This is a genomic window from Pseudoalteromonas sp. CO342X (assembly GCF_004208915.1).
Lineage (GTDB): Bacteria > Pseudomonadota > Gammaproteobacteria > Enterobacterales > Alteromonadaceae > Pseudoalteromonas > Pseudoalteromonas maricaloris.
Window position 1 is genome coordinate 1 of record NZ_SGPH01000013.1, and the last position, 25,510, is coordinate 25,510.

At 43.1% G+C, this 25,510-nt stretch carries 24 protein-coding genes and 1 tRNA gene; 20 read left to right on the forward strand and 5 right to left on the reverse strand.

All coding sequences use genetic code 11. From position 1 onward, the window contains the following. The 5 genes from EXT47_RS04615 to EXT47_RS23815 all read left to right on the forward strand — a co-directional run bounded on the left by EXT47_RS04615 (nt 1) and on the right by EXT47_RS23815 (nt 6,237). Nucleotides 1-77 (forward strand) — tRNA-Asp (locus tag EXT47_RS04615). A gap of 667 nt (nt 78-744) precedes the next feature. Next, entirely contained in the window at nt 745-1,431 is a 687-nt protein-coding gene (gene imuA, locus EXT47_RS04620) for a translesion DNA synthesis-associated protein ImuA (RefSeq protein WP_130125984.1), read from the forward strand. A gap of 2 nt (nt 1,432-1,433) precedes the next feature. Then, nucleotides 1,434-2,831, forward strand: coding sequence for a DNA polymerase Y family protein (locus EXT47_RS04625; RefSeq protein ID WP_130125985.1), 1,398 nt, complete (start codon nt 1,434-1,436; stop codon nt 2,829-2,831). Next, a complete protein-coding gene (locus tag EXT47_RS04630; protein WP_130125986.1) occupies nt 2,831-5,908 on the forward strand; it encodes an error-prone DNA polymerase in 3,078 nt (1,025 codons plus the stop codon). The genes EXT47_RS04625 and EXT47_RS04630 overlap by 1 nt, the downstream gene beginning before the upstream one ends. A gap of 155 nt (nt 5,909-6,063) precedes the next feature. Further along, nucleotides 6,064-6,237 carry a hypothetical protein gene (locus tag EXT47_RS23815; RefSeq protein WP_165383793.1) on the forward strand — a complete coding sequence of 58 codons (174 nt, stop codon included), beginning with the start codon at nt 6,064-6,066 and terminating at the stop codon, nt 6,235-6,237. A 55-nt stretch (nt 6,238-6,292) separates the two neighbouring features. Here EXT47_RS23815 and EXT47_RS04635 read toward each other — a convergent pair whose 3' ends face one another. After that, nucleotides 6,293-6,763: a hypothetical protein gene (locus EXT47_RS04635; RefSeq protein ID WP_039496944.1), complete on the reverse strand. Its 471-nt coding sequence runs from the start codon at nt 6,761-6,763 to the stop codon at nt 6,293-6,295. Nucleotides 6,764-6,855: 92 nt separating this feature from the next. Between EXT47_RS04635 and EXT47_RS04640 the strand changes: the two genes are divergently transcribed. Next, nucleotides 6,856-7,239, forward strand: a complete 384-nt coding sequence (locus EXT47_RS04640) for a response regulator (RefSeq protein ID WP_010370975.1) — start codon at nt 6,856-6,858, stop codon at nt 7,237-7,239. Nucleotides 7,240-7,332: 93 nt separating this feature from the next. Here EXT47_RS04640 and rpsT read toward each other — a convergent pair whose 3' ends face one another. Beyond that, on the reverse strand, nt 7,333-7,593 hold the full coding sequence (rpsT, locus tag EXT47_RS04645) for a 30S ribosomal protein S20 (protein WP_010370978.1): 261 nt from the start codon (nt 7,591-7,593) through the stop codon (nt 7,333-7,335). A gap of 427 nt (nt 7,594-8,020) precedes the next feature. On the opposite strand from rpsT, the gene murJ reads away from it, so the two are divergent. From murJ to EXT47_RS04710, 13 genes are all read left to right on the forward strand, one after another. Then, complete coding sequence (gene murJ / locus EXT47_RS04650) at nt 8,021-9,583, forward strand: murein biosynthesis integral membrane protein MurJ (protein WP_130125987.1); 1,563 nt, start codon at nt 8,021-8,023, stop codon at nt 9,581-9,583. Nucleotides 9,584-9,650: 67 nt separating this feature from the next. Beyond that, nucleotides 9,651-10,577, forward strand: a complete 927-nt coding sequence (ribF, locus tag EXT47_RS04655; RefSeq protein ID WP_010370985.1) for a bifunctional riboflavin kinase/FAD synthetase — start codon at nt 9,651-9,653, stop codon at nt 10,575-10,577. Nucleotides 10,578-10,598: 21 nt separating this feature from the next. Beyond that, the gene (ileS, locus tag EXT47_RS04660) at nt 10,599-13,427 is read left to right on the forward strand and encodes an isoleucine--tRNA ligase (protein ID WP_130125988.1); all 2,829 of its coding nucleotides are present in this window, start codon (nt 10,599-10,601) and stop codon (nt 13,425-13,427) included. A gap of 9 nt (nt 13,428-13,436) precedes the next feature. Beyond that, on the forward strand, nt 13,437-13,940 hold the full coding sequence (lspA, locus tag EXT47_RS04665) for a signal peptidase II (protein WP_039496949.1): 504 nt from the start codon (nt 13,437-13,439) through the stop codon (nt 13,938-13,940). Further along, nucleotides 13,937-14,377, forward strand: coding sequence for an FKBP-type peptidyl-prolyl cis-trans isomerase (fkpB, locus tag EXT47_RS04670; RefSeq protein WP_010370993.1), 441 nt, complete (start codon nt 13,937-13,939; stop codon nt 14,375-14,377). The genes lspA and fkpB overlap by 4 nt, the downstream gene beginning before the upstream one ends. After that, complete coding sequence (gene ispH, locus EXT47_RS04675; protein WP_130125989.1) at nt 14,377-15,306, forward strand: 4-hydroxy-3-methylbut-2-enyl diphosphate reductase; 930 nt, start codon at nt 14,377-14,379, stop codon at nt 15,304-15,306. Before fkpB ends, ispH begins: the two co-directional genes overlap by 1 nt. 13 nt (nt 15,307-15,319) lie before the next feature. After that, nucleotides 15,320-16,324, forward strand: coding sequence for a sensor histidine kinase (locus tag EXT47_RS04680; RefSeq protein ID WP_130125990.1), 1,005 nt, complete (start codon nt 15,320-15,322; stop codon nt 16,322-16,324). Continuing rightward, on the forward strand, nt 16,321-17,007 hold the full coding sequence (locus tag EXT47_RS04685; RefSeq protein WP_039496955.1) for a LytTR family DNA-binding domain-containing protein: 687 nt from the start codon (nt 16,321-16,323) through the stop codon (nt 17,005-17,007). The genes EXT47_RS04680 and EXT47_RS04685 overlap by 4 nt, the downstream gene beginning before the upstream one ends. Before the next feature lie 117 nt (nt 17,008-17,124). Beyond that, the gene (gene pilV, locus EXT47_RS04690) at nt 17,125-17,679 is read left to right on the forward strand and encodes a type IV pilus modification protein PilV (RefSeq protein ID WP_039496957.1); all 555 of its coding nucleotides are present in this window, start codon (nt 17,125-17,127) and stop codon (nt 17,677-17,679) included. Beyond that, entirely contained in the window at nt 17,676-18,683 is a 1,008-nt protein-coding gene (locus EXT47_RS04695; RefSeq protein WP_130125991.1) for a PilW family protein, read from the forward strand. The genes pilV and EXT47_RS04695 overlap by 4 nt, the downstream gene beginning before the upstream one ends. Beyond that, a complete protein-coding gene (locus EXT47_RS04700; protein ID WP_039496960.1) occupies nt 18,671-19,132 on the forward strand; it encodes a type IV fimbrial biogenesis protein PilX in 462 nt (153 codons plus the stop codon). Before EXT47_RS04695 ends, EXT47_RS04700 begins: the two co-directional genes overlap by 13 nt. 22 nt (nt 19,133-19,154) lie before the next feature. After that, nucleotides 19,155-22,289 carry a pilus assembly protein gene (locus tag EXT47_RS04705; protein ID WP_130125992.1) on the forward strand — a complete coding sequence of 1,045 codons (3,135 nt, stop codon included), beginning with the start codon at nt 19,155-19,157 and terminating at the stop codon, nt 22,287-22,289. Further along, a complete protein-coding gene (locus EXT47_RS04710) occupies nt 22,276-22,713 on the forward strand; it encodes a type IV pilin protein (protein WP_017216176.1) in 438 nt (145 codons plus the stop codon). The genes EXT47_RS04705 and EXT47_RS04710 overlap by 14 nt, the downstream gene beginning before the upstream one ends. 63 nt (nt 22,714-22,776) lie before the next feature. On the opposite strand, the gene EXT47_RS04715 is transcribed toward EXT47_RS04710, so the two are convergent. Both EXT47_RS04715 and EXT47_RS04720 read right to left on the reverse strand, forming a co-directional pair. Further along, nucleotides 22,777-23,283, reverse strand: coding sequence for a GspH/FimT family pseudopilin (locus EXT47_RS04715; RefSeq protein WP_226898897.1), 507 nt, complete (start codon nt 23,281-23,283; stop codon nt 22,777-22,779). A 99-nt stretch (nt 23,284-23,382) separates the two neighbouring features. Next, nucleotides 23,383-23,988, reverse strand: coding sequence for a GspH/FimT family pseudopilin (locus EXT47_RS04720; RefSeq protein WP_130125993.1), 606 nt, complete (start codon nt 23,986-23,988; stop codon nt 23,383-23,385). A 68-nt stretch (nt 23,989-24,056) separates the two neighbouring features. Between EXT47_RS04720 and glnB the strand changes: the two genes are divergently transcribed. Beyond that, entirely contained in the window at nt 24,057-24,395 is a 339-nt protein-coding gene (gene glnB / locus EXT47_RS04725; RefSeq protein WP_010371023.1) for a nitrogen regulatory protein P-II, read from the forward strand. A 246-nt stretch (nt 24,396-24,641) separates the two neighbouring features. Here glnB and EXT47_RS04730 read toward each other — a convergent pair whose 3' ends face one another. After that, nucleotides 24,642-25,406 (reverse strand): outer membrane protein assembly factor BamD, encoded by a 765-nt coding sequence (locus EXT47_RS04730; RefSeq protein ID WP_017216173.1) that lies wholly within the window; start codon nt 25,404-25,406, stop codon nt 24,642-24,644. Between the last annotated feature and the right edge of the window lie 104 nt (nt 25,407-25,510).

Here is a 25,510-nt window from a genome sequence, read left to right on the forward strand (position 1 = left end):
GGAGTGGTAGTTCAGTTGGTTAGAATACCGGCCTGTCACGCCGGGGGTCGCGGGTTCGAGTCCCGTCCACTCCGCCAGTTTGCATTTTCTCTTCTAAGCAAGCTTCTTTGACTAAAATCTAAAATCTAAAATCTAAAATCTAAAATCTAAAATCTAAAATCTAAAATCTCGTTTACGTTAGTCTTTCCCTTATCATCACTATCAAGTCACTTATTTTTCAACATAAGCTTATAATAATGTCGTTATAACTTTGCCCGTTGCAGCAAAGTGGTAGTTCAGTGGTTAGCTGTTGCCTTAGAGAAAGCGGTCTGTCACGCCGGGGGCTGCGGCGGTTCGACGCTTCGATTCGAGTCCCGTCCACTGGGCCAGTTTGCACTTTCTTCTAAACAAGCTTCCTTGAGCAAAATCAAATAGCTTATTTGCTTTAGTCTTTCCCTTATCATCACAGTCCAGTAACTCATTTCTCAACATAAGCTTATAATAATGTCGATATAACTTTGCCTGTTGTGGCAAAGTGGTAGCTCAGTTGGTTAGCTGTTGCCTAAGTGGGTAGCATTCTGCTAGGTCAAAAGACGATTACCTGCGCGCCACACTCATTGTTTTACGTCTCATTTCTTCTAAGCAAAACACGATTAACTTAAAGCGCAAACTATGGTTATTTTTAACTCGCCTCTTTTCTAGCGATCTACTTGCGATCTGCCTTTATTTAAATATACTGTATGTATAAACAGTATTTGGTGATATATGGCGAATTATATAGATCTTCTTGAGCGTAAAAACCTGCTTTGGCGTGGACGTGGACAGACCGTGCAGCATGATGTCGTCAGTACTCGCTTTGCTGCACTTGACGATTTGCTGTGCGGTGGTTGGCCGCAACAAGGTGTGATTGGTGTGAAAACTGCAATGGGAATAGGAGAATTAAGGTTGATATTGCCCCATTTTGTGGATGATAACCGTTTGAAGGTATTAATTAATCCTCCAGGGCAAATACATGCCGCGGCATTGCATTATTTATCGTTAGATCTGAGTGAGTTTATGATATTGCAGCCACCAAGTGAAAAAGAAGCGCTGTGGGCTGCGGAACAATGTGCAAAAAGTGGTGCGTGTAGTACGCTTGTACTTTGGCACGAAGCGCTTTCTATTGCTGCTGTAAAGCGTTTGCAGTTAGGTGCACAGGCGGGAGGTTGTAGGTTATTTGCTTTGTATCAAGCGCAGTACGCCCAGACTTTACCATTTACACTTTCAGTGGTTTTACAAGCACAGCACAGCGGCTTGGATGTGATGGTAAAGAAGCACAAGGGGTACTTTGCACATCGCAGTCTTAAACTAGAGAATCCCCACTATTGGCCCGAGCTTGAAAAGCCAAATCTACCTCATGTTAGCGATAATATAGTTGCATTTTCGGGCTATGAGCGGCGTTTAACGAGCTAGTTATGTGGTTATATCTCTATTTTCCTATGCTGCAACTAGAGGGAATGACAAAGCAAACGGTTTCCGATGATTTTGTTACACCCGTTGTTATTATTGATGGCCGAAAAAACCAGATAGTGCAGCTAAATGATGCAGCGCAGCAGCGAGGTATAAAAATAGGAATGGGCCTTGGGACTGCTTGTGCATTGTGTACACAGCTTCATGTTTTACCCTACGACGACCTTCTAGAAAGACAACAGCTATTAGAAATTGCCAATATGCTTTACCAAGTAAGTGCAGATATTGTAATCGATGAACCTAATGGCCTTGTGCTTAAAGTCGATTCTATGCTGTCGCTCTATCATGATTTGCCAAGTTACTGGCAAGTAATATCAGAACAATTAGCGCAACTTGGCAAGAGTTATTCTTACGGCATGGGTGAGTCCACAATAATGGCTAAACTCTTGGCGCGAGAGCATTGCAATGTGCTTGTGCTAACGCCTTGCCAAAAGCGTCATTACTTGGGGAAGATAGGGCTAACACGTACAAGTCTAGACAGTCGGGTGGTTGAGCTGCTTGCTCGCACCGGAGTTAAAAACGTGGCGCAGTTAGAGCAGTTTGCACTCAGTGAGCTGGCTAAACGTTTTGATACTGAGCTCGTACATTATGTAGGCAGCTTGTTTGGAAAACTAAAGGAAACTCTTAACTATTACCAACCTGCGGAAACCTTTGAGCTTACTGCACCTTTACTTTTCGAAGTCGAGGTAATGGCTTGGTTAGAAAAGCCAATCGAGCATTTGCTATCGCGTTTAGCATTATTCCTACAGCAACGTAACTTAGTAACTCGAACGCTTTATTTTACCTTAGCACTTCGAGATAAAGAGGCCTTAGAGATCACATTAAACAGCGCGGAGCCTGAATACAAGGCAGAAAATTGGCTGCGCCTGTTAAACCTCAAGCTAGAATCCATAACCTTAGATGCACCCGTACAAAGTGTTTCACTCAAAGCTGATGCACTAGAAACGCAGCATGCCACAATAAAAGATCTCTTCTCAACGCAGCAAAGTGCGATGTCTGCGCAAGGGCTGCGGGCTATTCTATGTGCTAAGCTCGGTGAGCAGGCTGTGCAATATCTACAACTTACAGGCGATCCTCGTCCTGAAAAGGCCAGCTCTTATAGCCACGAGCCGCATTTCACGACACTCAAGAGTAAATTAAGACCTACCATTCTATTTCCGAAGCCACAGCCTTTATGTGAAAGAGTCAATATTATTTCTGGTCCAGAGCGTATCGCTTCAGGGTGGTGGGACGGTGAGCCGGTCCAGCGAGATTATTTTATTGTGCAAAATGAACAAGCGCAGCGGTTATGGGTATTTCGAGAGCAAAATAATCATTGGTATATTCATGGAGTATTTAGCTAATGTCTTATGCCGAGCTTTTTTGCCAGAGCAACTTTTCATTTTTGACTGGCGCATCGCGACCAGAAGAGTTGGTTAAACAAGCAGATTTTTTAGGTTATAGCGCAATAGCCATTACTGACGAATGCTCTTTGGCTGGTATTGTCCGTGCCCATGCTTACATTCGTGATCATAAACTCAAGATAAAACTGATAGTTGGGAGTTTGCTGAAGTACAACAATATTGAATTGGTTGCTCTTTGTCCTTGCCAGCTCGCTTATACAGAGTTATGTCGAGTGATCAGTAATGCTCGCCAGCGAACGGAGAAGGGACAATATCAGCTTAGTGAGTGGGATATTATGTCGCTTAAGCATGTCTTATTGTTGTGGTTGCCAAAGGGGAACAGTCAAGATGTTCAATCATTGCAATGGCTGTGTAAATACCACCAAAATAGAATATGGATTGGCTACCGACGTAACTTGAGTGCAGAAGATGTACATTACTTTACCCATTGTGTAAAACTGTCAAAAGCGTACCAAATACCTATTTGCGCTGTTGGTGGGGTGCTTATGCACTGTTCATCTAGGCTTGCGCTACAGCACACACTGACCGCCATTCGACAGAATCGTGTGATAAGCGAGATCCCTGAGAAAATGATTTGCAATAGCGAGTCTGCACTTAGATCTATCTCTAAGCTTAATAAGTTGTTTTCACCTACCTTTCTTGAAGAAAGTACCAATATCGCGAAGCGGTGCGTATTTAATTTAGACTCATTGCATTATCAATATCCTCAGGAGCTAGTGCCTAGGGGCTTTACTCCAATGGCTTATTTACGTGCGTTGGTCGAAAAGGGTAAACAAGTTCGCTTTTCTGATGGCGTGCCGCCAGATATAGAAGCCATTATTGATAAAGAGCTAGCGCTTATTGAAGCGCTTGATTATCCGTTTTTCTTTATCACTATTCATGACATTGTGATGTATGCCAAACAGCATCAAATCTTGTATCAAGGACGAGGATCAGCCGCTAATTCCGTGGTCTGCTACTGCTTAGAGATAACCGCGGTTGACCCTCGACAAGTGGGCGTATTGTTCGAGCGTTTTATTAGTAAAGAGCGTAATGAGCCACCCGATATAGATGTAGATTTTGAACACCAACGTCGTGAAGAGGTGATCCAATATATCTACAAAAAATATGGCCGTAAACGCGCAGCATTAGCAGCAACGGTGATTACGTATCGTTTAAAAAGTGCCATGCGTGATGTTGGCAAAGCCTTGGGCATTGAAATGGCACAAATAGAGTACTTTATTAAGCATCTCAACCGCCGTGATAAAGGACTTAACTGGCAGGCCCAATTAGTGGAGCTAGGGTTAGAGCCAAACTCATTAAAAGGTCAGCACTTTATTCAGTTGGTTAATGACATTATGGGGTTTCCAAAGCATTTATCGCAGCATGTTGGTGGTTTTGTTATCTCAGAAAGTCCATTACATGAATTAGTGCCCGTAGAAAATGCAGCTATGCCAGAGCGCACCATTATTCAATGGGATAAAGATGACCTTGAAACCCTTAAGTTACTCAAAGTCGATATCTTGGCCTTGGGTATGCTAAGCGCTATCCGTAAGTGTTTTGGCTATATTGCAGCGCATACGAAGCGAAACCTGGATCTTGCCCAGTTGACTCGTATGCAAGACGACCCTTTGGTCTATAAGATGTTGCAAAAAGGGGATAGTGTTGGCGTGTTTCAAGTAGAATCTCGTGCACAAATGAGTATGTTGCCAAGGCTGAAACCCGCGAGTTACTACGACTTAGTGATCCAAATAGCAATTGTACGTCCCGGCCCTATTCAAGGGGATATGGTGCATCCATTTTTAAAGCGACGGGATGGTGAAGAGCAAGTAAGCTATCCATCAGGAGCGGTTAAATCGGTATTAGAGAGGACCATGGGAGTTCCCATTTTCCAAGAACAAGTGATAAAACTGGCGATGGTTGCAGCTGGGTTCACTGGGGGAGAAGCGGATAGCCTACGCCGAGCCATGGCATCATGGAAGAAAACCGGAGAGCTGATGCAGTTTAAAGAAAAGCTCATTCGAGGCATGCTAGAGCGGGGCTATGAAGCACAGTTTGCTGAGCGGATTTTTGAGCAGATCTGCGGTTTTGGTGAATATGGCTTTCCTGAAAGCCACTCAGCTTCTTTTGCTGTGCTGGCTTATGCCTCTGCGTGGTTGAAATACTACTACCCCGCAATGTTTTATACCGCTCTACTTAATAGTTTACCAATGGGGTTTTATTCGGCTTCACAGCTGTTGCAAGATGCATCAAGGCATAAGGTTAGCATTTTACCTATCTGTGTTAACCAGTCCGATTACGAACATCAAGTCGTACAAGAGCCAAGACAAACAACGTTTGCGATCCGTTTAGGACTTCGGCTTATAAAAGGGTTAAGTGAAGAAGAAGCACTGCAATTATTACAATGCAGACCTCAAGAGGGGTTTGGTAAAATCGTGCAGTTACAACAAGCTGGTATTACCAACAGTACTATTGAAAAGTTGATTTCCGCAGATGCTTTACATCACTTTGTGGATAGCCGTTATGCTGCTAGGTGGTCGCTTGCAGATCACAGTAAAACCTTGCCACTATTCAGTGATATTGAAGAGAAAGAGTCGCAATATAGTCACTTTAGCGCCACAGAGTTCGAAAACTTACAGGAAGATTATAATAGCACTAAGGTCTCTTTACGCACTCACCCAATCAAGCAACTTGAGCAAGCAAAGCTTATAGACCGAACGGTTAAGGCTAATGAACTGCTTTATCGACCGCATAAATCGTTAGTAACAGTGATAGGGCTGGTAACAGGAAAGCAAGCCCCAGGTACCGCAAAAGGCGTGACCTTTTTTACTTTGGAAGACGAAACAGGCAACATCAATGTAATTGTGTGGTCTGGTACTGCTCGAGCACAAAAGCAAGCCTATATGGGGGCTCAGCTATTAGAAATAAAAGGCATAGTAGAGAAGGAAGGGGAAGTGGTACATGTTATTGCTGGTAGGTTAATCGATAGAAGTGAGTTACTAGCAGCGATGACAATTAAGGCTCGCGCTTTTCATTAATTATACTACGACAGAGCCGAAGTTCGTTGATTCACGGTGATATTGTGTAGCTCTAGATTATTTTTAATGGTTAACTAAGGGTTTTAACTTTTTGTTTGTTCTGTTACTTTAATGGGGCCTTAGGTTGGCTAAGGGAAACGTAAAAGGATATTATTGTGAGAAAATTATCACTTAAAGTTGCAAAATTAAAAAACCTATCGACTGATAAGCAAATTCCAAAAGCACAAACGCCTCACATTGGAGGTGGAACAGGTGTGGTAAAGGATCCGATTACAGATAACTGTACTAAAATTTGTACTTCAGCATGTAGCTGGCGTGGCTGTAATTAACTAATCTGCCTAACAAAGTAAAATGCCTCAATAATGAGGCATTTTTAGTGAAGTTCTAACCGCTTATTAACTCCATCATGGCCGCTATAAAGCCTTCTTGTTTGATTATTTGATATTTTTGACAGGTGTCTGGGTTTTTCAAATCGTGGCATAGGTATAGTGTATTGCGCTCAAGCGCTGGCTTTGGATGTAAATTTGAGTCAAATAGCACAGGATCAATACCAGGAAGACCCGGCCAATATACACTACTAGCCACAAGTCCTAATTTCTCATAAGTAATCAGTTGTGGTTTTGGCAAGACAACAAATAGTATTCCAATGACTGCAAGAGTTATCCACTTACCTTTTCCCTTAGGTCTATCATTATCTGTAGCAGTTTGTGCTTGCTGTGCTTGTGCGGTTTGCTGAGCCTTCATCGCTGCAATTTGTTGTGGCGATGGTCGACGGTTTTTTGTTGTACTAGTGCGTTTCTTTTGGTTGGACTGTACTTGACCTAAAAGCGATTGTTTTTTTGATGGTTTTGCCATGCTTTAAGTAGCCTTTTAGTTGCAGGTCTCTATAATGCTTCTATGCTAAGTATAATAGCTTATTTTTACACTACAGCCTACGGGAAAGGACTATGGATCAAAATATCTCTATTTTAATCGTCGATGATGTAGGGACAGTTCGCAGCTTTTTACATCAAACCTTAATGCACTTAGGCATTGATCATGTAAGAGAAGCCTCCACTGCAACGCAGTGTGTAAAGTCATGTGAAGAGCAACATTTTGATATTGTCTTTTTAGATATTGAGCTGCCCGATGGTGATGGTAAAGAGTTAATTGCAACCCTAAATGAAATAAACCCGAATATTAATGTCGTTATGGTGTCGGCACACTCAACGGTAGACAATGTTAAAGATGCTATTGAGCGCGGTGCTAAAGGTTTTGTTGTTAAGCCATTTTCGCCAAAGAAAATCGCGGCTATGCTGAAGAAGTTTTACCCAGATTTAGAATTGGTTTAAAACTGCACTGATTTTATCTTTTGATACCAAAGTATATAAATTACAGACATAAAAAAACCGACATAATGTCGGTTTTTTCAATCCAGCAACAAATTAAAGTGCTTTGATCTTAGCAACTAAACGGCTCTTATGACGAGCAGCTTTGTTTTTGTGGATTAGACCTTTAGTTGCGTAACGGTCTAGGATAGGTGCAGCAACAGCGAATGCTTGAGTTGCAGCTTCTTTATCACCAGCTTCAATTGCAGCGATTACTTTTTTGAAGTATGTACGCATCATTGAACGACGGCTTGCGTTGTGCTTACGACGCTTTTCGCTAGTGATAGCGCGTTTTTTTGCAGACTTGATGTTAGCCAAGGTTTGCTCCTAACAATCTTAAAATAAGCTTAATTTAAAGGCCGAGGAATATGCCTGTTTTAATCGCAAAAGTCAATATAAATTAACAAGCGCGGCCTAATGTTCAACACCCAAGACTCGACTTGGGCTATTCTCAATTCTTAACCTGTACAAATCAAAACGTTGCTATGCGACATTTTTACTTTTATAGCAGGCAAGTAAACCCGTAATATCCCAAGTTGCACTAATAATTTGCAAAGCATAGCTTCACAAAGTGCCTTGAAAATCTCAGGTCTGAACCAAAGTAAACAGTCAAATTTCACAAGGTGAAACAGGCCTACCAAGGTTAATGGCGCGTATTGTATCAAAGCTGACAGGGCACGCCTAGTGCTAAATGCACAACGACTGTGGCATAATCTGCCGCGATTCACTGAATTTAGGAGTTAAGGTGGCAAAAGGGTTATTTAAATCGGGTATGATTGTCAGTGCCATGACTATGATTTCGCGGGTTCTGGGGCTAGTTCGAGATGCCGTCGTGGCAAACCTATTAGGCGCAGGATTGGCCGCCGATGTCTTTTTATTCGCCAACCGGATCCCTAATTTTTTACGTAGGTTATTTGCAGAAGGCGCGTTTGCTCAGGCGTTTGTTCCTGTACTTTCAGAAATTAAAGAAAAGCATGGAGACGATAGAGTAAGATTATTCGTTGCACAAGCCGCTGGGACACTCGGGACCGTATTACTTATTGTTACTATTTTAGGGGTGATAGGCTCGCCTGTGATCGCCGCATTATTTGGCACAAGCTGGTTTCTCGACTGGTGGCAAGGTGGTGCAGATGCCGAAAAGTTTGTGCTTGCAAGCGCACTATTAAAGCTCACTTTTCCTTACTTATTTTTTGTTTCATTAGTTGCACTTAGTGGGGCGGTACTGAATGTTTATAATCGCTTTGCTGCAGCGGCCTTTACGCCAGTTTTACTCAACGTGTCGATTATTGGCTGCGCTATTTTTCTCCATGATAAGTTTGCACAAGGTGCGTACGCTCTAGCACTCGGTGTATTTATTGGTGGAATTGTTCAACTATTATTCCAGATCCCATTCTTGCTGCGCTTAAAAGTCTTGAGTCGCCCTCAATTTGCATGGCGAAGCCCTGAAATAACCAAAGTCAGAACATTAATGATCCCTGCATTATTTGGTGTTTCTGTTAGCCAAATTAACTTACTACTGGACACCGTCATTGCCTCTTTTCTCGTGACGGGATCGATTGCTTGGCTTTATTATTCAGACAGATTAATTGAATTTCCACTCGGTCTATTTGGTATCGGTATTGCGACCGTGATACTGCCTGCACTTTCTAAATTACACGCAGGAGAAAAAAGTGAAGATTTTCAGAAAACTCTAGATTGGGGTGTCCGTTTTGTCATCTTCTTGGGATTACCAGCGATGCTAGGGCTGATGGTGACAAGCCCACTTATCATTTCAGTATTATTTGGCCATGGTGAGTTTGTTTCTCAAAATGCAGACAATATAGAAAAAGTCAGCTTAGGTGTTGCTGCATATTCCGTTGGCTTATTAAGCTTTATGTTGATTAAAGTACTGGCACCGGGCTTTTACGCGAGACAAGATACTAAAACGCCTGTTCGAATTGGTATTATTACTATGGCACTCAATATGGTTTTCAATCTTATCTTAGCGCCTTTTATTGGTTATCTAGGCCTTGCATTGGCAACTTCATTATCAGCGTCTTGTAATGCGTTTTTACTTTATCGTCAGCTGTCACATCAAGGTGTGTATCAGCTAAGCGCATTTTCTCTTGGTTTTACTGCCAAATGCTTTGTTGCAGCGGTCGTGATGGCTGTATGTGTATACTTTCTCGGCGCACGTTTTGAATGGCTAGAGTGGGGACTGATGGAGCAAGTGCTATTACTTTGCGGATTATTAGTAACTGCGATGGTGAGCTATTTTAGTTTACTATTTATACTAGGGGTAAGATTGAGCACAATCCGAGATGCTTGATTCGCATTTTTAAGCAACTTGGGTATAATCGGGCTCTTTGATATTTGCTGCACAAAGGCACGGCACTATGCAACTAATCCGAGGGATCCATAATATTCGACCACATCATTTTGGTTGTGTGTTGACGATTGGAAACTTTGACGGGGTTCATCTTGGACATGTAGAGGTTTTGAAGGGGCTGATTAGCGACGCAAAACACTATCAACTTCCAAGCACAGTGATGTTATTTGAGCCGCAGCCCTTGGAGTTTTTTGCCAAAGATAAAGCACCAGCTAGGCTGACGCGATTACGTGATAAGCTAGTCCTGTTGCAAGAGCTTGGCATAGAGCGAGTCATTTGCGTCAACTTTAATCGCAAATTTGCCTCGCAAGATGCAGAGCAATTTATCAAAGAAGTCCTAGTGACAAAGCTTGGAACCAAGGCGCTCACGGTCGGCGATGACTTTCGTTTTGGCCGTGAACGTGCTGGTGATTTTGCAATGCTAAAACGAGTGGGCGAACCGCTAGGTATGCAAGTAAAAGACACGGCAAGTTTTCGCAAGCAAGATTGTCGTGTAAGTAGCACGTTGATCCGCACGGCACTTGCGGCTGGTGATTTACGTCAAGCACATGATATGTTGGGCCATACCTATGCCATTTCGGGCCGTGTTATTCACGGTTGGAAGAAAGGCAGAGAGCTTGGTTTCCATACTGCAAATATTGCCTTAAAACGCCAAGTGAGCCCTGTGCGCGGTGTGTATGCGGTCAAAGCGACTGTGAATCACAAAACACATTATGGCGTAGCGAATGTTGGCACTAAGCCAACCCTAAACGGAACGAAAGCCCTTTTAGAGGTGCATCTGTTTAATTTTAATGAGACCATCTACGGTCAGTTTATGAAAGTGGAGCTAATTGAAAAGCTTCGCGATGAGCAAAAATTCGAAACATTGTCGCAGTTAACAGAACAAATCAGTCGTGATGTTAGCAATGCAAAACAGTGTTTTTCTTTAACGTAGCCGATACGGAAAGTAGGATAAATGAGCGACTACAAACATACTTTAAATCTACCGGAAACTGAGTTTCCGATGCGTGGTAATTTGGCGCAACGCGAACCAAAGATGCTGAAAAAATGGTATGAAGAAGACCTATACGGTCAAATTCGCATTGCGAAAAAAGGTAAAAAGCCATTTATTTTGCATGACGGTCCTCCGTATGCAAATGGTGATATTCACCTAGGTCACTCAGTAAACAAAATCCTAAAAGATATTATTATTAAGTCAAAAACGCTTTCTGATTTTGATGCGCCTTATGTACCTGGTTGGGACTGTCATGGTCTTCCAATTGAGCTACAAGTGGAAAAGAAAGTAGGCAAACCAGGTAAGAAAGTATCGGCTGCTGAATTCCGTGAAAAGTGCCGCGACTATGCTAAAAAGCAAGTTGATGGCCAAAAAACAGATTTCAAACGCCTTGGTGTGTTAGGTGACTGGAATAAGCCATACTTAACCATGAACTTTGATTTTGAAGCCAATGCTATTCGTGTGCTTGGTCGTATTATCAAAAATGGTCACCTGCACAAAGGTGCAAAGCCAGTTCACTGGTGTACGGATTGTGGTTCAGCACTTGCAGAAGCAGAAGTTGAATACCAAGACAAACAATCGCCAGCAATCGACGTAAAATTTGTGTTTGCTGATCAAGCTGCAATCATTAGTGCATTTGGCTTGGCCGAAGGCCATGAAGGCAAAGGTGAAGTAAGTACCGCAATTTGGACTACAACGCCTTGGACATTGCCTGCAAACCGCGCTGTGGCAGTACACGGTGCGCTAGAGTATGCACTGGTACAAATTGAAGACGAAGGTCAAGAGCAGCGTATTGTGCTTGGTTCTGAATTAGTCAAAGACGCTGTTGATCGTTTTGGATTCAAGCACTTCCACGTACTAGGTTACGCGAAAGGCGCTGCGCTTGAGAATCTGCGCGTTGCACACCCATTCTTAGATTTCGATGTGCCTGTTATTTTAGGTGAGCACGTAACAACAGACTCAGGTACTGGTATCGTTCACACAGCACCTGGTCACGGTCAAGAAGACTTTGCAGCGGGTCAGGCTTACGGTCTAGAAGTTGCAAACCCGGTTGGTGCAAATGGTGTTTATCTACCAGATACACCGATTTTTGCAGGTCAGCACGTATTTAAAGCAAACGACAGCATCATTGAGTTATTAACTGAGAAAGGTGTGTTGTTCCGCCATAAGGCATTAACGCATAGTTATCCACATTGCTGGCGTCACAAAACTCCTATTATTTTCCGCGCGACGCCACAATGGTTCGTCAGCATGGATCAGGCTAACCTACGTGCTGATTCACTTAATGAAATCAAAAAGACAGAATGGTTACCAGAGTGGGGTGAAAGCCGCATCGCAAACATGGTTGAAGGTCGCCCTGACTGGTGTATTTCACGTCAGCGTACTTGGGGTGTACCAATCGCGTTATTTGTCGATAAAGACACTGGCAGCCTACATCCTGAAACGGAAGCCCTTATTGAAGCCGTTGCTAAATTAGTGGAAGAAAAGGGTATTCAGGCGTGGTATGACTTAGAGCCTAGCGTGCTGTTAAGTGAAGCAGATGCTCAACAGTACGTAAAAGTACAAGATACACTAGACGTATGGTTTGACTCAGGTGTAACACATGCGTGTGTTGTTGATGCGCGTGAAGAATTAACAGGTCCTGCAGATCTTTACCTTGAAGGCTCAGATCAGCACCGTGGTTGGTTTATGTCATCAATGATGACTTCAGTTGCTATCAACGGCCATGCACCATATAAGCAAGTGTTAACGCACGGCTTCACGGTCGATGAAAAAGGCCATAAGATGTCTAAGTCATTAGGCAACGTGATCTCGCCGCAAGACATCATGAACAAGCTAGGTGCAGATATTTTACGTTTATGGGTAGCTTCTACTGATTATACGGCTGAAATGACCGTGTCTGATGAAATCTTTAAGCGCTCAGCTGACCGTTATCGTCGTATTCGTAACACAAGTCGTTACCTACTTGCGAACCTAAGCGGCTTTGATCCAAAAACGGATTTAGTAGCAATTGAAGATATGGTTGAGCTAGATCGCTGGATTGTTGCGCGTGCTGCGCAGCTACAAACTGAGATCAAAACAGCGTACGACAAGTACCAAATGCTTCAAGTAACACAAAAGCTTATGAATTTCTGTACTGGTGAATTGGGCTCGTTCTATTTAGACGTGATCAAAGACCGTCAGTACACCGCGAAAAGTGATAGCCATGCCCGTCGTTCTTGTCAATCAGCGCTTTATCATATCGCCGAAGCAATGACACGTTGGATGGCGCCAATCATGAGCTTTACTGCACAAGAAATCTGGGAAGTATTACCAGGTGAGCGTGGCCAATTTGTATTCACGGATACTTGGTATGATGCAATTGAAGGGGCGACAGAAGGCTCGTTGAATAACGAGTACTGGCAGAACTTACTCGCGGTACGTGATGAAGTAAACCGTGTACTTGAGAATGCACGTAAAGAAGAAGTGATCGGTGCGACGCTACAGGCTGAAGTAACGCTATATACAGGCGGTGACTTAGCTGAGCAGCTCAATGCCATTGGTGACGAATTACGCTTCGTATTACTGACTTCGAAGGCAACGGTAGAAGTAGTTAACAGCAAACCAGAAAACGCAATTTCATCAGAAATTGATGGTTTATACATTCGTGTAGCGGCAACATCGGCTAAAAAGTGTGATCGTTGTTGGCACTATACCGACGACGTAGGTACGGATGAGCAACATGCAGACATCTGTGGCCGTTGTATTAGTAACGTTGAAGGTGACGGCGAGCAGCGTCAATTCGCCTAGGAGTAAAACGTGACACAAACTACACAGAAAAGTGGTCTGGTGTGGTTGTGGCTTAGTCTACTGCTTTTTGCAGTAGACTACTTCACCAAAGCACTGGTTATGGCTGAAATGGAACTCTATGAGTCCATTGATATTTTGCCTATTTTCAATCTCACCTATATGCATAACTATGGTGCGGCTTTTAGCTTCCTAAGTGAAGCAGGTGGCTGGCAGCGTTACTTTTTAAGTGGTATCGCCGTGGCGATTAGCACTTTACTGATTTTCTGGCTACGTAAATTGCCGGCATCAAATTGGAAGTTGGGATTAGCCTATGCAATGGTATTAGGTGGTGCTGTAGGAAATTTATACGACCGTATCATTCATGGTTACGTGATTGACTTCCTACATTTCTATTATCAGGATTGGCATTATCCAGCGTTTAATGTGGCAGACATGGCGATTGTCGGCGGTGCTGCACTATTAATTTTCGATGCCTTTACCAGTGGCGATAAACCACAGGAGAAAAATGCGTGAGTGAGCAACTAATTGGAGCAAAGTCTGAAGTCTTGTTCCATTTTTCAATCAAGTTATCAGACGGTTCAGCAGCAGATTCTACCAAAGTTCATAATAAACCCGCTAAGCTATTTATGGGTGATGGCAGCCTGACGGAAAATTTTGAAAAGTGTTTGCTTGGGTTAAAAGCAGGCGATGAAAAATCTTTTGAGCTAGAGCCAGAAGACGCGTTTGGACAACCAAACCCTGATAACATCTATTATGTTGATAGAAGCAAGTTTGGTGCAGAAACCCCCGCTCAAGTAGGTAGCATCATTGCATTTACGCAACCTGATGGTACTGACTTACCTGGATTGATCCGAGAAGTAGCCGGCGACTCGGTAACTGTCGATTTCAATCACCCGCTTGCAGGCCAAAAAGTAACGTTTGAAGTTGAAATTCTTGAGGTAAATAACTAATGGATATCTTGCTGGCAAACCCGAGAGGATTCTGTGCAGGTGTAGATAGAGCGATCAGCATTGTTGAGCGTGCACTCGATATTTTCGAAGCGCCTATTTACGTTCGCCATGAAGTTGTTCATAACAAATATGTTGTTGATGGTCTGAAGTCTCGTGGTGCGGTATTCGTTGAAGAGCTAAATGAAGTGCCAGACGACAGTATTGTTATTTTCAGCGCGCATGGTGTTTCTCAGCAAGTACGTAATGAAGCGAAGCGCCGAGAGTTAAAAGTCTTTGATGCGACTTGTCCGTTAGTGACAAAGGTGCATATGGAAGTGACGCGTGCTAGCCGCAGAGGTACTGAGTGTATTTTGATTGGGCATCACGGCCACCCTGAAGTTGAGGGTACTATGGGTCAGTATGACAATCCGAATGGTGGTATTTATCTCGTTGAAAAACCAGAGGATGTAGTAGCACTCGAAGTGAAAGATGCTGACAATGTGTTCTATTGCAGTCAAACAACATTATCGGTAGATGACACTGCCGATGTAATTGACGCACTGCGTAGCAAGTTTCCGAATATCAGTGGTCCACGTAAAGATGATATCTGTTATGCCACGCAAAACCGTCAAGATGCAGTTCGCGACTTAGCTGACAAAGTTGATTTATTGCTTGTGGTTGGGGCGAAAAATAGCTCGAACTCTAACCGCTTGAGAGAACTTGCAGATAAAATGGGCACCAAGGCGTTTCTTATCGATGATGCCTCTTCCATCGAAGAAATTTGGTTCGATGGGGTTGCAAAAGTAGGTGTAACTGCCGGCGCATCTGCACCTGAAGTGCTGGTTCAACAGGTTATCTCTCGACTTAAAGAACTTGGTGGGGAAACGGTAGTTGAGAACCCTGGGCAAGAAGAAAATGTCGTGTTTGCCGTACCTGTAGAACTCAGATAAGAGAGTTAGCACGATGACACCGCGTATCAGGTTGTTGTCTGCACTATTGAGTGAGCGAGGTGTGCTAGCATTGCTAGTTGCCTCGCAAATCCTAGCCTTTTTATATACGCTGATTTCCGCGACTGCGTTTTGGCAATCCCTTGGGTTAACTAGCTTATTTATTCATTTCACTGCCTTTTTATCACTTGCCGTGATAGCGATTGTGCGCCACGCTGTTGAGAAGCGCTCAGATTTAGTTGAAGCTGGAATTCTCATTTCTGTCTTCGTGCTTTGTACTGTTGTCACCAGTACGGTTTTTCCCTATGGCTTTACATTGCTCGGTTGGATTGATGAGGCAAAAATTGAATTGAGCTTATGGCGTAACATCGCAATATGTCTTTGCATTATCACGCTTTTCGCGCATTTCTTAGCTATCTTTACCGATAATATTCGTAAGGTGAAAGCGCTATCTCAAGCGGAACTTGAAGCGTTACATGCGAGAATTCGGCCGCACTTTTTATATAACTCACTCAATACCGTGGCCGAATTGACTCATATCGATCCAACTGCAGCAGAAAAGTCAGCATTAGCCCTTGCCGATTTATCTCGCGCTGCGATGTCCACACAAAATATTGTTCCGCTGGAAAGTGAAATATCTTTATGCAAAGCGTATTTAGAACTTGAGCAGTGGCGCTTTGCAGAGCGTTTGAGGGTAGAGTGGGAGTTAGACAATGTCTTGGGAGATGTTTTGATCCCTGCGTTGATATTGCAGCCATTGGTGGAGAACGCGGTTAGCCATGGGGTAGAGCCAAACCCAAATGGAGCGGATATTCGTATTCATATTCACTGTAGTAAACGCACCTTATCGGTGGTAATTTTTAACAGCTATGATGCAAAATTAAAGCCGACGCACCAAGGGCATGGCATTGGGATAAGTAACATCAGACGCCGCTTGGCTTTACACTATAATCAGCCCATTGATTTTAAAACCGAAGCCAGTCAAGATAGCTATACCGTCAGTTTTTCGCTACCGCTATGAAAACAGTAATATCTTACCTTATTGTGGATGATGAGCCGTTGGCAAGAGCTCGCGTTAAACGATTAATGCAAAAGCACGTAGGCTTTCGTTGTATGGGTGAAGTTGATTGCGCTGACAGTGTGGAAGCGCTACTAAAGCAGGAGTCTGTGCAGCTAATTTTTCTTGATATTTCGATGCCTGGTCAGTCAGGTGTTGAGCTTGCGAGCCAATTACGCCTGCAATTTCCGAGGATGAAAATCGTGTTTCTAACAGCGCATCCGGAATATGCGTTAGAAGCATTTGAACTGCACGCCAATGGTTATCTAGTGAAGCCACTAGATAGTGATAAGCTAGATGCTTTATTAACTACTATCTTTCCGAGTATGGAGACGCTAAGCTATTATGTTGGCAGTGAGTTGCGTTACGTTCAGGTTTCGGATGTTATTGTTGCCGAGGCGGATGAAAAATATACGCGAGTAACCTTGAATTCCGGCCTACAAGCACTAATTGACATGTCACTCAAGTCACTGTTAGATAAGTTTCCAACACATTTTATTCAAATCCATCGCAGTACATTAGTTAAGCGAACAGAAATTTCTGCTTTAGAACTACATGAACAAAAGCACTACGTTTGCCTCAAGTCGCTGCCCAATCGCTATGAAGTTAGCCGTAGAGCTTACACCCAACTAAAAATATTATTTTGAGTGTTAAGCGGTGAATAAACCGTTTATCGCCTCAATAGACCTTTCATACTATCCCGTATTGAGTTTCAAAGACGACGGCTTACACTGAAGCTAGGACAATTGAATTCTGGTTGAGATATGCATACTTCGCTAAAGCAACATGGCTTCACACTGTTAGAAGTGCTTATTGCGTTTATGATTTTAAGCTTTGGACTGCTTGGTGCTGTGGCATTACAAGCAAAAGCTAAACAAGCAAGTTTTGATTCTATGCAGCGAGCCGCTGCGGTAGAGCTTGCCAGTGACATCATGCACAGAATAAGAACAAATGATGCGGCAAATATAACCACACTTTACGATGTTGACTTTAATAGTACCGAAGACGTACAGGCAAACACCACGTGTTATACACAGCGCTGTAGTGCAGAAACGCTTGCGAAAACAGATATTGCTAATTGGCGTCAAGCGATAAGAGCAAGGGAAAATACAGGCTCGTTGGATAACGCGATTGTGTGTATTAATCCAACTTCAGGTGCCACTCCATCTGGGGTAAATGTGCAGGTTATTGTCACTTGGCGAGGGCGTCAGGCAATGACTGCATTGGAAAATAATCCAGCAGCCGGGTGTGGTGTTGAAGACGATAGAAGGCGTGCAGTCGTAATGGAAACTTTTGTGTTGTTAAGGAGTCAGCCGTGAACAAAATCCGAGGTTTTACATTGTTAGAACTCATGATCGCCATGTTTATCGGCGTATTGTTATTAGGCGGCGTCATTGCTACTTATGTCGGTATGAAAGCGACGACCAACGACACCATGAGTATTGGAGAGCTACAAGAAAAAGGACGTTTAGCGCTTTCCATTATGCGGCGGGATATCGAGCAAGTTGGCTTTTGGGGGACTTTTTACGATCAAGGTTTCACGGATGATAATCAAGCCGCTCCAGCTAACCCAGGAAGTGACTGCTCTGGTGGGATAAACAATGGTAGTTTTCCGAACAATGAGCCTGCTAATTTCAGGCCTATTTGGGCAACATTCACAACAAATGCAACGGCAATGGGATGCATAACTAAAGCTCGACCACAATCAGAAGTGTTACAGGTGAAGTTTCTGGAAGGGAGTCCTGTAGAGGTAACAGGTCTTGTGCCAGACGCAGGTGCTATCCAATCAACTAGGTATTATTTTATTGCACAACAAGAGCAAGCCGAATTTATTGCAGGTGGCAATGTTGGCAACATGCCAAGCGTGAATGCGACACTTTGGCCATATAGTCACCATGTATATTATGTGAGTGAAGAGCAGCAGGTAATTAATAATCGTACTATTACTATCCCCGTTCTAAGAAGGCAAAGGCTACATGTAAACGGTGGTATGAAGGATGAATTAGTGATCGAAGGCGTTGAACAAATTCGTTTTGTTTTTGGTTTAGATACCAATTTTGACGGCCGAGTGGATAGATATAGAAATACAACAAATATGTCCGATGCTGACTGGGGCGCTACAAGAGGCATCTTATCCCTACAGCTGTTTGTATTGGTAAGGGTGCTAGAACCGGATGTTGACTTTGGGGTACAGTCGCGATCTTACGTATTAGGGAATGACCCTAATAAAAGGACGTTGACTTATAACGATGCCATTAGACGTACCGTATTTTCAACCACAATATCAATGTACAACATGGGAGGCTCAGCATGGGAAATGTAAAGCAACGGGGTGTAGTACTGATCATGGCGATGGTCATGGTAGTCGCCATAATGGCGGTTGCAGTAACGTTAATGAGTACCAGTACGTTGGATATAAAAATGACCCATGCCGTCATGGAACGAGAAGAAGCTGAAAGCTTACTCTTTGGTGAAATGCAAAGATTAATTCAGCAAGAGCAGCCGCGTCCGGACAATATTTTTTTGCGTTCAAGGCAGCAGTTAGCAGACGAAGGCACAACAGTACAAACGCCTAATGGCCTACAAGCCACTGTGACTAACCTAAATAATGGTGAGCTAGAGCTGTTTTGTCCACGTCAATACGACTATACAGAGGGGTTTGTGTGCAACATGACGGAAGTCGAAGCCACTGTGGAATATGGTGATAGGGGACGTCACAACGTCACCATAGTGATGGGAATTGGTCAGGAAATTGTGAGCGTTTCAAATTAACAGCCTTTTTCGAGTAACTGATATGAATAAGTTAATATACACGATAGTTGCATTAATAGCGCTATCACAAACCGCTCAAGCGGAAGACATTGAGCTTTATGTTAAACATAATGTTTCTACTCGTGAGCAACCTCGGGTACTGATGTTGTTCGATACATCAGGCAGCATGGCGTGGGACTCACAAAATGGTAAGGCGTGTTATGAGCGTTACTCATATCGCGTGTGGACTGGCTGGCGTTATGAAACACGTTATGGCTACCGAGAAACAGAGTGCTTTAACGGTAGTAACTGTTATCAAGCAAATCAGTACAATCAAGCCGTTCAGGGCTGCGCGGATAGCCGTCTAAAAGTAGCACAAAATGCAATGCGCAGTTTAGTTAGTGATAATGATGATATTAGATTTGGCCTGTCTCGACTTTATTCTTCGAGTGGGGGTTATATTCTTAATGGGATTGGCAGTAGCCGCAGCGATATTGTTGATAAGATCAACGCATTACCAGCAAGTGGTTCTACGCCGCTGTCAGAAACGCTTTGGGAGTTATATAACTACCTTAAAGGTGGTGACGTATATTGGGGGACCAATGGCGGAAACGACAGGGATAAGGGGATAGAACGTGGTAACGACTATATTTCTGCGTTTAAGCCCGTGCGTGGCGAAGAAGAGCGGTGTGATACGTCAATCAACTTAATTTTAATGACGGATGGCGACCCTACCAGTGATACTGACTCTAACACAAGTATCGTTAATGAATATTACTCAGTGTATGGCGCCTACCCTAACTATTTCGACATTAATGAAGGCTCTGGTGTTACCAAAAACTATTTACCAGCTTTGGCTAAAACAATGCGCGGTACGTCTCAAGTTAAAGTTGACTTATACCCTTCTACGCCTGATGAACACGACTTTGCACGTGTGTTTACAATCGGTTTTGGTAACGGTATGTCTGGTACAGGCAAGAAGCTGCTGAAGGAAACCGCGGCGCAAGGTGGTGGGCAATATTTTCATGCTCATACTGCGGAAGAGTTGTCAGACGTACTCAAAACCACGATTACCAATATCAGAAATGTAAGTGCAAGTTTTAGTTCACCAACGGTGTCTGCCAATGCAGAAGATCAAACCCAAACAGGTGATGCACTTTATTACACTCAGTTTAAACCAGAGACACATACTCGCTGGCGTGGCAACCTGAAAAAGCTTAAGTTTGTGGGCACAGAGATAGTAGGTCAGGAACTGACTAAAGCGATAAATGATAAAGGTGCGATTGATAGCAATATCACAACATATTGGTCGCAAGCGGAATCAAAAGATGGCAACAATATTGAAAAAGGAGGAGTTAACTATGCGCTTGAAAATCAGGTTACTAGAAAAGTACTGTCTGATTTTGGTGGCGGTGATTTAGTTGATTTCACCTATAATAACGCCGAAAGTGCCTATGGTAATTTAACTAAACTTGCCACAGCAATGGAGTTAAGCGGTGCAAGTAAAAGTGAGATACAAAGTATTTTTAATTGGGCGATAGGTCAAGACGTCGACGATGATGATGGTGACGGTTTGAGATCTGAAAGAAGGCCAGACATATTCGCCGATCCCCTACACTCAAAGCCTGCAACGGTCGACTATGGCAATGGCGATATTCGCGTGCTCATTGGCACCAACGCCGGCATGCTTCATATGTTTAAAGATCAAGGTAATAGCGTAACTGAAAGCTGGGCATTTATCCCAGGTTCTTTATTACCTATCCTGAATCCAGTCAAAACACGTAAAGCAGAAACGAAACTGTATGGCTTAGATGGACCTATTACTGTGTACTTTCACGATGTGAATAAAAATCGTAAGGTGGAAGCGGGTGATAAGGTTTGGGCCTTTGTGGGAATGCGCCGCGGCGGCAATAAATACTATGGCTTTGATATTACCAATCCAGATTCACCCAAACTATTGTGGGGTGGGCCTATTTCCGGTGATTCAAACAAGTTTAAGAACTTGGGGCAAACGTGGTCCAAGCCCGTGGTGACTTTCATTGAAAAGCAAAAGGATAGACCTGTATTGGTTTTTGCAGCAGGATACAATACCAATAAAGACAATGTTTCGCGTAGCGATGATAATGATAAAGGCGTAGGGATTTACATGGTTGATATCATGTCAAACAATGCTGATATCGTTTGGTCGCTCACTGGAGATGCGTTTAAAGGTAAGCACAGTATTGTTGCGGAGCCAACGTTAACGGACTCAGATTACGATGGCTATATTGATAGAATTTATTTAGCGGATACCGCAGGGAGTATCTGGAGAATTGATATACCCGGTCCAAACCCATCTGATAGTACTGAGCCTTGGACTCATTTTGAGTTGGCGCGTTTGGGGAGTAGCTTTGCTGATGAGGATAGACGCTTCTTTTATCGTCCAAATATTGCTCGCACCTTTTATAGTAAGGTAACAGAGACTAGATATAACGGGAATTTGATTAAGGAGCGCAGAGATACGCCGTTTGATGCCATTGTTATTGGTAGTGGTAATCGCTCTAAGCCGACAGATTCAAGTGTGACTGACTACCTTTTCATGATTAGGGACGTACATACGAAGACTCAGTCATTTGTAAATGACATTCCAGACCCTATATTAATTTCTGATTTAATGGAAATGAAGAACGATCCATTTGGGAATGCTGTAGACAATATTGACGACTTTATTGAACTAGAAGTAGAGCTGGCTAAGTTTAATGGCTGGAAGTATCAGTTATCAGGGGGCGAAAAGTCGCTCTCTGGAGCTACTGTTATTGGAGGAGTCGCATACTTTACTTCATTTACACCAGCAGATCAGACAACCCAACAATGCACATTAACAGGTGGTAAAGGGCAGCTTTACATGTTCCATTTACATTATGGTACAGGTAAAACTTATGTTACTTCACAGGATTTACCGGATACGCCGACTCTAGTTGTACGCAAAGATGAAAAGGGCAAAAGAGTTCCTTATATCGCAGGCCCTGGGATTATAGCTGATGGCAGCAATCCATTTGTACCGCCGGGAATACCAGGGGAACCAGTGCCAGTTGTGGGAGATGACGACAAGGTTATTATCTTTAAAAATAAAACTTCGGGTATCAGAACAAGACAACTTTACATTTATAAGAGGGAAGATAGCGATGAGAAGAAATAGTACCCTAGACAAAGCAATATCAGGTTTTACCTTGATAGAAGTAATGATAGTGGTGGTGATCATCGGTATTCTCTCTGCGATTGCGTACCCTAATTACACTGAGTATGTGAGAAGAGGGGCAAGGGCTGATGCCATGACTTTGTTACTTGATGCCGCGAATAAGCAAGAGCAGTTTTTTGTTGATAATAGAGTTTACAGCGATAATCTAGCGGCAATCGGTGTAGCGACGGCAACGGAAAATGGTTATTTCAATGTAACACTTGAAAACGTTACTGCAGATACCTTTAGAATCGTTGCAACAGCCGCAGCAGGGCCGGTTCGAGGCGATGAACAGTGCCCAGCTTTAACTATTGATGAACTTGGGGTTCGTGGTGTGACTGGGACAACCAATCAAGACGCTATAGATAGGTGCTGGGAACGTTAATTTTCGGGGGGAGTAGTTAACTCCCCTTTGTATTAATACTAACTATCCCCGAGCTTAGGTTATTTACTTTTGACACTCATCAGTATCTTTTAGAGTGCTTCTCCCAGTGTAGCTAACTGACAACGACAACCCCACGGTAGAACTTGCGTTACAATAGACAAAAGTACCGTTATAGAGTCCCGCGAGATGGCCAAAGCGGCGAAATATAATGGCGTTTCTTGGGTAGGTGAGCTTGTCACCTGAGTCTACTGAGTCCACAACCGCTAATTTATAATCATCGCCTGAAAACTCACCTTGAGGGTGGTAGTCGATAAAAACCGTTAACTGAGTATGCCATTCTTTGTCGTCGCAGCGATTGTTTTTCAGTGGGCATAAAGTAACGGTTGCACCACTTGCAACGGCCTGAATGCGAGCAAAATTAATGGCTCGTCGCAACGCTTCTAGTTTTATTTTTGGTTTATCAAACTGAAATAAAGTCGTAAGACTGGGAAGAGAAAATAAACTGACGATGGTGATAATCGCCAAACACACTAAAGATTCCAATAGGGAAAAACCCATATGACGATGCATATCCTTTGCCTCGTTTTATATTTTCTTTAAGCCTAGTCGTTTATATATTAAAGGCAAGATTGGAACTTAGAGATATTTTGCGCATCAGTACTTTTGTGGTTATCCACAGGTATCTGTTGTATTTCCTCGATATAATGCTGTGCCAGCGGTTGAAACACTCAACTGCTGATTGTTGTCGTCACTACCAGGACAATAGGTAAAATTTCCGGCGTTTGAACCACTTAAGAGTCCACTTGAATCAAACCTTAGACGATTGTCACCAGAAAATACCATAGTGTCGTTATCGCCTACGACCTCCATCGTTCTATGGATAGTATCACCATTGCTAAATGTGCCATTTTTATCACTATCAACAAACACGCTAATTCTGTTCGTTGCCCAATTATCTTGGCAAGTGAATGCAGTCCTAGCTTGAATATTGGCTGGGGGAGCTGGGCAGAGAATGACAATTTCGTCTGCTGCGGTTGCTTTTACACGAGCAAAAGCGATATTGCGCTGTAATTCTTGCAAGAAGGACTCAGCTCGGTTGCGTTGCAGCAGGTTGCCATCAAAGCTAAATGAAATGGCCAATACGATAGCCAATATAGCGATGGTTATCATCAGTTCTAGTAGATTGAATCCTGCTGATTGTTTCATTACCGCCTCACAATCAAAAAGTAATAATTTATGATTACTATTATTGCGTGAAATCACTTCAACTTTCAATGTCTTTGTTTGCCTTGGGCAAGCGGATTGTCTAAAATCGACGCTATACCAAAGGAATCGAGATAGTCATGAAGAAAATAGAAGCAATAATTAAACCGTTTAAACTTGATGATGTCCGAGAAGCGCTTTCGGATGTGGGGATCACAGGTATGACGGTATGTGAAGTAAAAGGTTTTGGTCGTCAGAAAGGTCATACTGAGTTATATCGCGGTGCTGAATATATGGTAGATTTCTTGCCTAAAGTAAAACTTGATATTGTTACCGCAGATGAAGACGTTGACAGAGCCATTGAAGTTATCCTAAAAACCGCACAAACGGGCAAAATTGGTGATGGTAAAATCTTTGTGACCGATGTTGAGCGCGTGGTTCGGATCCGTACAGGTGAAGAGGACGAAGAAGCGATTTAATGCGCTGTTAAGTCAAATGCTTACCTTTTAAGGCTGCTTACCTTCTATTATGGGCAGCCTAATTCCTTCTTTATTACAACTACAATCAAATAAAATATGCTGACGGCTGACGGCTGACGGCTGACGGCTGACGGCTAATGTCTATGTACAGAAAACAAGTATTTTTTACTGCTGTAGAATGCTTGAAGGCGAGTGTTGGTGGGAGAGAAGTCACGACATCGGTGATATCGTGACTTAACAGTGTATTTATTTGTTACGTGCGTTAACCGATTTGGCTTTTTTCACATTATCCGCAAGGTCTGGCAGGCCGAGTTTGCGGTAGCTTTTTTCCATAATGTCAAAAGCTTGGGTCAGATAACTACTTTGAGAGTAGTGTTCTACTACATATTTACCACGGTTTGCTGCGGCAAGGTATGCTTCACGCTCGAAGTAATATTCAGCGACTCTCAGCTCGTAACGAGCCATTTTGTTTAGTAGCCAAACTAAACGTTTTTTCGCCTCTGGTGCATACGGACTGTTTGGGTAGTTTTTAACTAACGTGGTTAAATCCTGAAAAGCAACACGGGTACGATTGGCATCGCGGTCGGCTCTGTCTACACCAAAATATTCTTGGAATGCGTTTTCGTCGGCTTTAATACTTACCAAACCTCGCATGTAGTACATGTAGTCTAGGTCTTTATGATTTGGATTTAAGCGAATAAAACGATCAATAGTGGCAAGTGCTTGGTCAGTGTTACCTGTTTGATAATATGCATAGACTAAGTCCATTTGAACTTGTCTTGCATAAGGGCCAAACGGGTAACGAGCATTAATCGCACTCAATAATTCAATGGCGCGGGCATATAAACCGGAATCTAATGTTTGTTTAGCATCTTCATAAAGCGCTTGGGCGGATTTGTTTGGTACGCGTTCAATATCTTCTTGTTCTGGTGCGGATGAACAGGCTGCCAAACCCAAAACAGACGCGGCTAACGCCAGCCTAAAGGCGTGTGTCCTTAAGTTTTTAATCATTTTATTTTACTACCTTTGTTTTCTTCGGCTAGGCCAACTCGGCAAAACCGAGTAAACTATGCATTAATACGATTCTAACCCAGTCGAGCACGGCTTGCACTGGT